Origin of the sequence: Gordonia sp. KTR9 (assembly GCF_000143885.2) — a bacterium.
Lineage (GTDB): Bacteria > Actinomycetota > Actinomycetes > Mycobacteriales > Mycobacteriaceae > Gordonia.
Map to the genome: position 1 here is coordinate 354,848 of NC_018581.1, position 12,017 is coordinate 366,864.

Sequence of the window (12,017 nt, forward strand, 5' to 3'; positions counted from 1 at the left end):
ACGTCGGTGGAACGATGGCCCGGCTCGAGTTCGGGGGAGCGCTCGCGGGGCCCGCGCTGAGCACATCACAGGCTACCGGGACATGGCGGATGGACCGCTCGAACGGACGACGGTGCCCTCGGTCCGGATTGTCCCCCGAGCACAAAGGTCCGGACGAAGTCTGGCCTCCGCGACCGTTTCCGTTCCGCTCGCATTTTCATAGTGTTCTGGATCACATCGACGACGAGGATCTTGGAGGCACCCCGGTGACCAGCACGTACTTCGCATGGGACCTGACCCACCGCGACGACGCCCCGTGTGTTCGCGATGATGTTCTCGCGCTGGACTACGCCGGCTTCGCCCGGCGTGTCGAGGGTCTCGCCGAACAGCTCACCAGCCTTGGCGTTCGACGGGGGGACGTGGTGGCGACCTTCCTGCCCAACAGGGTCGAACTCCTCGTGACGTTGATGGCGGCATGGCGGATCGGCGCGGTCGCCACACCGGTCAACCCGGCCTTCACCTCCGAGGAGGCCGAGTATCAGCTGGCGGACTCCGGGACACGAGTCGTGATCGGCACCAGCGCCGGAGGAAGTGGGCCCGGCCGTGTCCATCTCGTGGCCGATGAGCTGGCGACCGCGCCGAGTCCGGGCTGGCGGGGGTCGGATCCGCCGGCGGCCGACGATGACGCACTGCTGGTCTACACCTCCGGTTCCACCGGCAGGCCCAAGGGCGTCCGGTTGTCGCACGGCAACCTGCACTACATGGCGTCGACGATGGTGACGCACTTCGGTCTCACCGAGGCCGACCATGCGCTCCTGGTGTTGCCGCTGTTCCATGTGAACGCCATCTGCATCAGCTTTCTGGCCCCGATGCTCGCGGGCGGACAGCTGAGCATCACCGGACGATTCTCGCCGTCGCGGTTCTTCGACGACGTCGCACGACTCACCCCGACGTATTTCTCGGCCGTACCAACGATTTACGCGCTTCTCGTATCGCAGGACGGGCTCACCGCCGAGGCCACCGGTCCCCTCCGGTTCGCGGTGTGTGGGGCCGCCCCGATCTCCAGGGAACTGCTCGACCGGGTCGAGGGCGCCTTCGGAATACCAGTCGTCGAAGGCTACGGCCTGACGGAGGGCACCTGTGCGTCGGCCTGCAATCCGATCGACGGGGTCCGCAAACTCGGGACCGTGGGCCCTGCGCTTCCGGGTCAGCAGATCGTCATCGTCGACGAACAGGGCGCGGAGGTGCCCGTCGGCGAAATCGGTGAAGTCGTCATCAGTGGACCGAATGTCATGCGCGGCTATCTGAACCGGTCTGAGGAGACCGCTGCGACCATCGTCGACGGCCGGTTGCACACCGGTGACGTCGGCCGCCTCGACGAGGACGGCTACCTCACTCTGGTCGACCGGATCAAGGACATGATCATCCGGGGCGGGGAGAACATCTACCCCAAGGAGATCGAGAACGCCCTCGCCACCCATCCCGACGTACTCGAGTGCGCGGTCGTGGGGGCGCCGGACGAACTCTACGGCGAGCTGCCCGTCGCGTTCGTCGTCCCATACCCACACCGCGGAGTGGACGCGGAGGTCCTGGGTGATCACCTCGCCGACCGGCTGGCAAAGATCAAGCGACCGAGCATCATCCACATCGTCGACGAACTCCCGCGCAATCCTGTCGGGAAGATCGACAAGCCCGCGCTGCGGTCGGGTCTCCGAAGTCCGCAGACCGCCTGATCCCTCACTCACCCCGCCCGACCCCGACGCTCGACCCCGACACCGAGGGCGGTGAACCGCGCGCCGACACCGGCGATGGCGCACCACCCGACAACAGACAAACGACAAGGAGTGCACAGCAATGGGATTCACCCAACCAGCCTTCCCCCAGGTGGAACCGGAGACATTTCTCCAGCGGCCGTTCTTCGACCGGATCCGCGTCCTCGGGGCACACTGGGCCGATCATGGCTTCGGCACGCCGAAGATGGTGCATCTGATCTATCTGATGAAGGTCTTCGTCTTCTACGGCGGCGTCGGGATCGCGCTCGCGACCCTGACATCCGGACTCGATCCGCTGCACGTGGCCGAGTGGTGGAACCAGCCGGTCGTCTATCAGAAGTTGGTCTTGTGGACCGTTCTGGTGGAGGTCCTGGGTATCGGGGGGTCGTGGGGACCACTGGCCGGTCATTTCAAACCCATGACCGGTGGGTTTCTGTACTGGCTTCGTCCCCAGACCATCCGGCTCCCACCGTGGCCGGGGAAGGTGCCCTTCACCAAGGGGGACTCCCGCACCGCGTTCGACATCGCGGTCTACGCCCTGATCCTCGCGAATCTCGCTGTGGCGATCGCGCTTCCGGGAGTCGCATCGAGTTCACTGGACTCAGCGATGAGTGACAACCAGGGCCTGGTGAACCCCGTCCTGATGTACCCGCTCATCGCGCTGCTCGTGGTGATCGGCCTGCGCGACAAGGTCATCTTCATCGCCGCGCGCTCCGAGCAGTATCTCCCGGCGATGATCTTCTTCGGCTTCCTGCCGTTCCTCGACATGATCCTGGCGCTCAAACTGCTCATCGTGTCGGTGTGGGTCGGCGCCGGTGTCTCCAAGCTGGGACATCACTTCTCGATGGTGATCCCACCGATGCTGTCGAACACCCCGTGGGTGCCGAGCACGAAGATCAAGCGGGCGCACTATCGCAACTTCCCCGAGGACATGCGGCCGTCGAAGCTGGCCGGGGGAGTCGGGCACGTCCTGGGCACCATCGTCGAGGTCGTCACGCCGCTGGTCCTGCTGTTCTCGACCAGCAAGACGCTCACCGTGGCCGCGGTCGTCCTCATGGTGTGCTTCCACTTGTTCATCCTGTCGACCTTTCCCCTGGCCGTTCCGCTCGAATGGAACCTGCTCTTCGCGTATGCCTCGGTGTTCCTGTTCCTCGGCTTCCCGGCCTGGGACGGTTACGCGCTATCCGACACATCGATGCCGTGGGCGATGGTGCTGATCGGTGTTGCGCTCTGCTTCTTCCCCGTACTCGGCAACCTGCGTCCAGACCTGGTCTCGTTCCTTCCGTCGATGCGGCAGTACGCGGGTAACTGGGCATCGGCCACCTGGGCGTTCGCACCCGGTGCCGAAGAGAAGCTCGACCAGCACATCGTGCGTCCCGCGAAGAACACCCGCACCCAGCTGCTCGGGTCGTATCCGGCAGACGTGGCCGACGTCGTGATGCACCAGCTGCTGGCGTGGCGTTCTCTGCACAGTCAGGGCCGAGCGCTGTATTCGCTGATGATCCGTCACCTCGGCTCGGACATCGACACCTACACACTGCGCGAGGCGGAGTTCTCGTGTAACTCCCTGGTGGCCTTCAACTTCGGTGACGGGCACCTCCACGACGAACGGCTCATCGCGGCTCTGCAGAGGCGGTGTGACTTCGCGCCGGGCGAGTTCACGGTGGCCTGGATCGAGTCCCAGCCGATCCACCGGGGAACACAGCGATTCAAGGTGATCGACGCGGCGCTGGGTGTGATCGAGACCGGGACCTACCGGGTGACCGATGCGGTGAACGAGCAACCGTGGCTGCCGAACGGCCCCATTCCGTTCCAGGTCGACTGGAGCCTCGACGTTGACGCTCACCGCGCCGTCACCGATCCTGAGGTGGTGCATGAACCGCAGATGCGCTCCGATGATCGCAGCGCGACGCCGGTCCGGCTGACCGATCAGGCGCCGCAGTGACCACAGCTGTCGTGGTCGGCGGCGGGCCCAACGGGCTCGCCGCCGCTCTGCACCTGGCGCGCAACGGTGTCGACGTGCAGGTCCTGGAGGCGGCCGACACCGTCGGTGGTGGGGCACGGTCGGGGGAACTGACGGTGCCGGGCGTCATCCACGACCACTGTTCGGCTTTTCATCCGCTGGGCGTGGGCTCGCCGTTCTGGGCCGAGGTGGGTCTCGAACGATACGGGCTGGTGTGGAAGTGGCCCGAAGCCGACTGCGCACATCCTCTCGATTCCGGCGACGCCGGCCTGCTGTTCCGGTCGATCGACGCCACGGCGGCGGGATTGGGCGCCGACGGACCGCGCTGGAAGGCGATGTTCGGTGATCTCGCCGAGCATTTCGATGACCTCGGCGACGATCTGCTCCGCCCGATCGTCCGCGTACCCGGTCACCCGATCCGGCTCGCGTCGTTCGGGCCCCGGGCCATCCTGCCGGCCACCGCGCTCGCCCGCTGGTTCCGCACCGAGCGGGCCCGTGCGCTCTACGGCGGGATCGCGGCACACCTGTTCTCCCGCTTGGACCGGCCCCTCACCGCTTCCCTCGGGCTGATGATCGCGGCGAGCGGACACCGCTACGGCTGGCCGGTGGCCGAAGGCGGATCGGGAGCGATCACCGCGGCGATCGTCGGGGCGCTGCGGGATTCGGGCGGCAAGATCGAGACCGGGGTCCGGGTGAGCTCGCGTGCCGACCTGCCGCCGGCGGACATCACGCTGCTGGACTTGTCCCCGGCCCAGGTTCTCTCGATCTTCGGCGACGAGATGCCGACCCGAATTCGCCGCTCGTACCGGCGTTATCGAATCGGGTCGTCGGCATACAAGGTCGACTTCGCGATCGACGGTGACATCCCGTGGTCGAATCCGGAGTGCCTGCGCGCCGGGACAGTGCATCTCGGCGGGGGTTTCGACGAGATCGCGCACGCGGAGCGACAGCGAGCGGCAGGGGTGATGGTTCCGCGGCCGTTCGTCCTGCTCGGCCAGCAATACATCGCCGACCCCGGTCGCAGCGCGGGCGGGCTCAATCCGATCTATGCCTACGCGCACGTCCCTCGTGGCTTCGACGGTGATGCCACCGAACAGGTCGTCGCCCAGATCGAGAGGTTCGCGCCCGGGTTCCGCGACCGGATCGTGGCGACGGCGAGCGCGGGTACCGAACAGCTTCACGCATCCAACGCCAACTTCGCGGGTGGGGACATCATCGGCGGCGCGAACGACGGCCTGCAGATGGTCCTGCGGCCCCGGGCAGCGCTCGATCCGTACGCGATCGGCGTTCCGGGCGTGTACATCTGCTCACAGGCCAGTCCGCCGGGTGCCGGTATCCACGGGTTGTGCGGCTACCACGCCGCGGAGTCGGCGCTGCGGTACGCGCGGTCGTCACGATGACTGCCTCGCGACCGTCGCGGGCGCTGCGGACTCCGGCGGGGGACGCCGCGCGCGACCGGCTTGCAGGGGTTCCCGCGTCCGCCGGGTCCGAACTGCTCGAGCAAGCAGCTGTGATCGCGAAGGCACTGCAGGACAACGTGTCCGACATCGTCTCGGAATTGAGTGCCATGATGGCCCGCGAGATCGATCAGCTCGACACCGACCCCAAACTCGTGGAACTGCTCGAGGCGAGTGTGCACGGCAACGTCTCCACGATCATCCACGTCCTCGCGAACGACATCCCGATCGAGCACCTGCAACCGACCACAGCCGCGGTGGAATACGCACTGCGACTGGCACAACGGGACGTGCCCTCGAACTCGCTCGTCCGGGCCTACCATCTGGGGCAGAACAGCGTGATGCGCCGATGTTATCGACTGGTCGAAGATCTCGACCTCGATGCGGGGGAATCGATGGCGCTGACACGGCACATCTCCGACGTGCTGTTCGGTTACATCGACTGGATCTCCCTGTACGTGTTCGAGGCGTACGAGGACGAGCGCCGGCGTTGGCTGGGGGTCGAAGGGAACGTCCAGTCAGCGGCCATCCTCTCGTTCCTCGACAGTGCCGAACCCGATGAGCGCGCATTCGAGTCCGAGACCGGGTACCAGCTCGACCAGCGTCATCTTGCGCTGATCCTCTGGTCGTCCGAGGACGAACCGCGCGAACTCATCGGGCTCACCCATGCGGCCCGCGAACTCGGCGCCCGACTCGGCGGGGGCGTCACGCCGATCGTCACCGCCATCGACCGTTCGACCGTGTGGGCGTGGATTCCGCTGACCGGTAGGGACGTCACCGACGACTCGTCGGTGATCACGGTGCGCTCAACCGTTCCGGCGGGTGTCCGCGTCGCGGTGGGGATGCCCGCATCCGGGGCACGGGGCTTTCGGCGAACGCACGAGCAGGCGCGCGCCGCCTACTCCGTGGCGTCCATGCCGGGTGGTGCGGCGGACCGGGTGATCGGATTCGGTGACCGGGGCGTGGCCGTGGTGTCTCTTCTGGCGCAGGATCTCGAGTCGACGCGGGCTTGGGTCCACGAGGTCCTCGGTGGGCTCGCCGAGGACACCGCCAACGCCTCCATGTTGCGGGAGACGCTCTCGGTGTACCTCGCCACAAAGGAGAGCCATCTCCACACCGCCGAACGACTCAACCTTCATCGCAACACGGTGAAGTACCGCATCGGCAAGGCACTCGCCGAGGTCCCGGGAGACCGTGACCGCCTGGATCTCGCTCTGGCGCTGACGGTCTGCGAATTCCTCGGCCCGGTGATGTTCGCGCGCTGAGTGTCGGTGGCCGGTCGTGGCGTCAGGCCTGGTCGTCCGATCGCTCGATGTCCCGCCGGGGTTGCCCGGTGATCTCGTCGATCTTCGCGCCGGTCGTGGGCGCGAAATGCGAGTCGTCGAACCGGGGTTCGCCGTCGACACGGAGGTCATAGCGTCGGAGTATGTCTCGCACCGGGTCTTTCATCTCCGCGAAGACGAGTGTGATGTCGTGGGTGCGGAGATAGTCGTCGAGCTCGACGAGTTCGTCGACCGCGGTGGCGTCGATGTCGACGATGGGTTCGGCCGCGATGATCACGGTGTGCAGTTCTCGCCCGGCCTTTCTCGCCTCGCGGACCTTGCCGCGGACGTAGTCGTCGAACATGCCGCCGTTGGCGAAGAACAGTGGTGCGTCGAAACGGATGATCAGCACGCCGTCGATGCGTTCGGCCTCGGGATGGCGGGTCACGTCGTGGTAGCCGCGCACTCCCGGAACCCGGCCGAGTTCCGTCCGGTACGGACGCCATGCGAGGTTCACGAACGCGATGAACGACAGGCCGATCGCGACCAGAATGCCTTGCAGGACACCGATCAGCGCGACGCCCAGGAAGGCGGCGATCGACAGCGCGCCCTCGACCCAGTTGGCGCGGAACAGCGCGACCACGCCGGAGATGTCGATGAGAGAGATCGCTGCGGCGATCACCACGGCGGCCAGCGCGGCCGACGGGAGGTAGGCGGTGACCCCCGGTGCGATGAAGATGAACACCACGATCAGGAGCGCCCCGACGACCGAGGCGAGTTGCGTTTTGGCCCCGGCCTGTTCGGCCACCGGGGTCCGGGACGACGACGCCGAGATCGCGAATCCGCTCAGGAACCCGGTGGCGATGTTCGCGGTGCCGATGGCCGCCATCTCCTGGCTGCCGTCGACCTGGTCGCCGGCGCGAGCCGCGAAGGTCCGCGACAGCACGCTGGTGTCCGCGAAGGCGATCAGCGCGATACCGACTGCCGGGCCGATGAGGCTGATGACGTCGTCGAGTGTCACGCCTTCCAGAGACGGCGACGGGAAGCCGCGAGGCATGGCGCCGACGACCGGGAGGTCGTCGGACCAGCCGAACACCGCCACCGCGACGATCGAGGCAACCACCGCGACGAGTACACCCGGGATGGCCTTGCGCCAATACCTGAGCCCGAAGATCAGGATGAGACAGGCGATGCCGATGACCGACGGAAGCAATTCGGCGTCGCCGGACGCGACGCCCTTGACGATGTTGATCGCCTCCTGGATGACCGAATCGCCGTCGACGCCGAAGCCCAACAGTTTCGGCAACTGGCTGAGCACGACGACCAGCGCGATCCCGTTGAGGTAACCGATCCGGATCGGCTTGGACAGGAGATCGGTGACGAAACCGAGTCGGAGCAGTCCGCCGATCAGCAGGACAACGCCGACCTCGATGGCGAGGACTCCGGCGAGCGCGATCCGCTCCGCGTCGAAGGCCGCGAGCGGGATGATCGACGCCGCGATGATCGGGGCCAGCGACGAGTCTGGGCCGAGGACGAGGATGCGCGACGGTCCGACGACGGCGTAGACGAGCAGTGGGATCACCGTCGCGTAGAGGCCGGTCACCGGTGGAAGGCCGGCGACCTCCGCGTATCCCATGCCTGCGGGGATCAGCAAGGCGGTCAGCACGATGCCGGCGACGATGTCGCCCTTCAACCACGACCTCTCGTAGCCGCGGAGTACTCCCAGCCCGGGCAGGAACCGTGACACCGTTTCCGGTTGCATCAAGCGATTATGGGCCTCTGCGGCGGTTTCGGCTTCTCTTTGCCGAGTCGATATCGTGTCCGGTTCGAACGGGTCAGGCGGTGACGGACCGAGAGACGTTCCGCTGGGTCGGTGTCCGCGGCGGGATCACGGGCGACAGCGCCAGCGCGATGGTGCCGGTGACCGTGAGGTGGGCGGGGACCTCGGCGTGCATGGTGCGACGATGCCGGGAGAGATCGACCACGGTGATGTCGGCCATGGTGGCGCCCGCGAGGTGCGACCCGGGGAACGCGACGTCGAGCAGCGCGGAGTGGAGCGGGAGAGTGGCGTCGACGTGGACGACGACGCGACCGCGTGCGACGACCGCAGAGGTGATCCGGGTGACCAGCGTGGGGAACCACACCGAGGTAGGGCACAAGGACTGGCAGACCGGTTCACCATCGGCATCGAGGTAGAACGCGATCTTGCGATGCAGCGATTCCGCGCGGAGCGAGAGGTCGCCGGCGACGACGTCCGCGCCGCAGGAGCGCAGCTCGGTTCCCCACGTTGCGGTTTCGAACGTTCTGGTCACGGTGACGCCTTTCAGTGAGGGCAGTAGGTCGAACAAGGTCACCGGATCAGATCTACTCCGCACGGCGTTGTTGCGGAACACATCTCGCCGCTAAGAGTTCGTCAATTCGCCTGCGGCCCGCCGATCATCTCGAGCGCGACGTCCCGAGCGGCGTCGAGGGCATCGGGTTCGACTCCCATCCCGGCGGTCACCAGCGCGCCCTCGTGCAGGATGAACAACCGTCGTGCCAGTGCGCTCGCATCGGGGCTCCCGGCATCGGTGGCGATCGAGGTGAGAAGGTCACGCAGATCGTGCTTCTGCCCCACGATGATCGGATACGCCGGGTGGTCGGGATCGCTGATCTCGGCGTGCGCGTTGATCATCGCGCACCCCTTGTGGCCTCGGGCGGCCGACCAGTCCCGCGTCGCGTCGAAGACCGCCGCGAGTCGGGCGCCCGGCGTCGGGTCGGCTGCGTCGAGTCGGGACCGGAGGAACTCCTGCCAGGCGGCGTTGCGGGCGCGTAGATACTCGACGACCACCTGCTCCTTGGAACCGAAGCGGTCGTAGAGCGTGCGTTTCGTGACGCCCGCGGCCTCCGCGATGGAGTCCACGCCGACCGCATGTATTCCGCGCTCGTAGAACAGCTCGGAGGCCGCCTCGAGGATGAGTCGGGCCTTGGGTGTCCAGTCCACGGTCGGGGGTGCGGTCTCGGCGGTCACATGACAAACACTACACCGATCGGTAAAGTCGCATCCATGCAGACTTCACAGATCGGTATACCGGCGCGGTGGGTGACCTTCGCGATGTCGGCGGCGTTCGTCGTCTGTTGGTCGTCGGGATTCATCGGGGCCAAGCTGGGAGCCGCCGAGGCGTCGGTGCTCACCATCCTCATGTGGCGATTCCTGGTGGTGGCGGCCGTGCTCGGCGGCGCTGTGTACTTCCTGTGGCGTCGGCGGGGTCTGGCGCCGATGTCACTGAGGTGGTTCGGTTCCCAGCTCGTGGTCGGGGGTCTTTCCCAAGCGGGCTACACGGTCACGGTGTACTGGGCGATCGCGCTGGGTGTCAGCACCGGGACGACCGCACTGATCGACGGCGTCCAACCGCTGGTCGTCGCCGCACTGGCGGGTCCGCTGCTCGGTGCGGTCACCCATCGACGCCAGTGGTGGGGTCTGCTCGTCGGTGCGGCGGGTGTCGTTCTCGTGACCTGGTCGGACGCGGCATCCTCGGCAGCTGCGCCCTGGTGGGCCTACCTCATACCCCTGCTCGGAATGGCTGCACTCGTCGCGGCCACCTTTCTCGAACGACGCGTCGACGACTCGCCCTCACCCACGGTCGTCCTGGCGATCCACTGCGGGGCGTCCGCGGTGATCTTCACTGCGGCAGGACTTCTCGCGGGAGTGGCGGTACCGCCCGCGGATGGCACCTTCTGGTTGGCGATCGCCTGGCTGACGGTTCTGTCCACAATCGGTGGCTACGGGTTGTACTGGGTGCTCCTACGACGATCCGGCGTCACCTCGGTCAACACGCTGATGTTCCTCATGCCGCCCGTCACGGCATTGTGGGGGACGGCGATGTACGGCGAACCCTTCGGATGGGCAACGGGTCTCGGTCTGGCAATGGCCTGCGGCGCCACCTGGGTGGTGAATCGTCCGCCGTCATCAGAAGCCCGCGAGCGGCGCGAGGCGGAAGCGCGTACAGCAACTGCCGCTCCCTGAGGTGTGAGGAGCGATAGACGGTATGAGGGCCTTGGGGCCGAAGGCCTCAAGCTGCAAACACATCGTGGGTTGCTGCTGCTGAGTTCACACTCGGCGGTAGCACCACATTGCAGATCAGGAGGCCTCCGGTGATTGTTCAGGGTACAAGTGTCGGATTGGATGTTCACGCACGTTCGGTGGTCGCTCACGCCATCGATGAGGACAGCGGCAACGTGATTCGGGAGACGTTGGTTCCCGATGCGGCGACCATCGTGAGCTGGCTTCACAGCTTGGCTCCGCCTGTGCGGGTTGCCTACGAGGCCGGTCCGACGGGTTTCGGATTGGCTCGGGCGATCACTGCGGCCGGGATGGAGTGTGTGGTTGCCGCGCCCTCGAAGCTGCAACGGCCAGCCGGGGACCGCGTCAAGACCGATGCCCGAGACGCTGCGCACCTGGCGAAGTTGCTGCGCCTGGGCGAGGTAGTCGCGGTCGGTGTGCCCGAGGAGGGTACCGAAGCGGCCCGTGATCTGGTCCGCGCCCGCGAGGACGCTCGCAGCGACCTGATGCGGGCGCGGCATCGATTGTCCAAACTGCTTCTGCGCCAGGGGATCGTCTACTCCGGCGGGAAACCCTGGACCGGTGTTCATCAACAGTGGCTGCAGCGTCAACGTTTCGAGCTGCCGCTGTTGCAAGCCGCCTTCGACAACGACCTGGACGCGGTGTTGAGCGTGACCGCACGCCGAGACCGCCTCGATGAGCTGATCGAACAGACCGCGGCCACCGATCCGTGGCGGGCTGTTGTCACCCGATTGTCATGTCTGCGGGGTGTGTCGACGCTGACCGCGTTCGCTCTGGCCGTCGAGATCGGCGACTGGTCGAGGTTCAGTGGCGCCACGATCGGCCCCTACGCCGGGTTGGTGCCCTCGGAATACTCGACCGGCGGTACCCGCAGTCAGGGATCGATCACCAAGGCCGGGAACGCCCACGTGCGGCGGTTGCTGGTCGAGGCGGCCTGGCAACACCGGCGGCCCTACGGCACGCCCGGACAGACCATGCGCCGTCGGTGGGAGGCCGCCTCACCCTCGGCCCGCGCCCGTGGCCATGCCGGCAACCGACGGCTACACAAGCGTTGGCAACAATTCGACCGCCGCAGCAAACATCCCTGCGTGGCCAACACCGCGATCGCTCGTGAGCTCGCCGGCTGGTGCTGGTCGCTGGCGGTGCTCGACGACTAACCAGCACTGACACACAATCTTGGCCACCCGCCGCGACTGTGCTGTGGTGAACAGGGAACGAATCCACGGCGTCGCTATGTGCGCCAGCACCTCTGGGTGCACGGTACGCACGCTTACATAGACCCGTCGGTCAGCGTTTTCATCTCCTGTCGAACACCGTTGAGCGGTAACCAACCCGCGTATATCAGTCCGACAACACCGTCGCGAGTAACGACCACCACACACCGCGGCGGGTGGCCAACCCCCACTACAGCCCCCTAGCAAGGAGGCCAACTCGCCATGGAACTTGACAAAGCAGCACTACATATCAGCGACGAGCCGACTGCTCCCCGAGCCTCGAAGGGCTGCGGGGCAACCATCGAAG

The 12,017-nt window shown here is 66.5% G+C and carries 9 protein-coding genes; 6 read left to right on the top strand and 3 right to left on the bottom strand.

Translation table 11 applies throughout. The features are described from left to right. Positions 1-245: 245 nt before the first annotated feature. The 4 genes from KTR9_RS02345 to KTR9_RS02360 all read left to right on the top strand — a co-directional run bounded on the left by KTR9_RS02345 (position 246) and on the right by KTR9_RS02360 (position 6,436). Positions 246-1,712, top strand: coding sequence for a class I adenylate-forming enzyme family protein (locus KTR9_RS02345; protein WP_014925051.1), 1,467 nt, complete (start codon positions 246-248; stop codon positions 1,710-1,712). 121 nt (positions 1,713-1,833) lie between these two features. Then, positions 1,834-3,696 carry a DUF3556 domain-containing protein gene (locus KTR9_RS02350; protein WP_014925052.1) on the top strand — a complete coding sequence of 621 codons (1,863 nt, stop codon included), beginning with the start codon at positions 1,834-1,836 and terminating at the stop codon, positions 3,694-3,696. Further along, positions 3,693-5,114, top strand: coding sequence for a phytoene desaturase family protein (locus tag KTR9_RS02355; protein ID WP_014925053.1), 1,422 nt, complete (start codon positions 3,693-3,695; stop codon positions 5,112-5,114). Before KTR9_RS02350 ends, KTR9_RS02355 begins: the two co-directional genes overlap by 4 nt. Continuing rightward, complete coding sequence (locus tag KTR9_RS02360; protein WP_044505693.1) at positions 5,111-6,436, top strand: PucR family transcriptional regulator; 1,326 nt, start codon at positions 5,111-5,113, stop codon at positions 6,434-6,436. The genes KTR9_RS02355 and KTR9_RS02360 overlap by 4 nt, the downstream gene beginning before the upstream one ends. Positions 6,437-6,458: 22 nt before the next feature. On the opposite strand, the gene KTR9_RS02365 is transcribed toward KTR9_RS02360, so the two are convergent. From KTR9_RS02365 to KTR9_RS02375, 3 genes are all read right to left on the bottom strand, one after another. Further along, on the bottom strand, positions 6,459-8,195 hold the full coding sequence (locus KTR9_RS02365) for a SulP family inorganic anion transporter (protein ID WP_014925055.1): 1,737 nt from the start codon (positions 8,193-8,195) through the stop codon (positions 6,459-6,461). Positions 8,196-8,268: 73 nt separating this feature from the next. Next, on the bottom strand, positions 8,269-8,745 hold the full coding sequence (locus KTR9_RS02370) for a hypothetical protein (protein WP_044507520.1): 477 nt from the start codon (positions 8,743-8,745) through the stop codon (positions 8,269-8,271). Positions 8,746-8,846: 101 nt separating this feature from the next. Then, positions 8,847-9,443: a TetR/AcrR family transcriptional regulator gene (locus KTR9_RS02375; protein ID WP_044505695.1), complete on the bottom strand. Its 597-nt coding sequence runs from the start codon at positions 9,441-9,443 to the stop codon at positions 8,847-8,849. Between the two features lie 36 nt (positions 9,444-9,479). Between KTR9_RS02375 and KTR9_RS02380 the strand changes: the two genes are divergently transcribed. Together KTR9_RS02380 and KTR9_RS02385 are read left to right on the top strand one after the other, a co-directional pair. After that, on the top strand, positions 9,480-10,439 hold the full coding sequence (locus KTR9_RS02380; RefSeq protein ID WP_014925058.1) for a DMT family transporter: 960 nt from the start codon (positions 9,480-9,482) through the stop codon (positions 10,437-10,439). Positions 10,440-10,567: 128 nt separating this feature from the next. Next, complete coding sequence (locus tag KTR9_RS02385) at positions 10,568-11,653, top strand: IS110 family transposase (RefSeq protein WP_014924910.1); 1,086 nt, start codon at positions 10,568-10,570, stop codon at positions 11,651-11,653. Positions 11,654-12,017 lie beyond the last annotated feature (364 nt).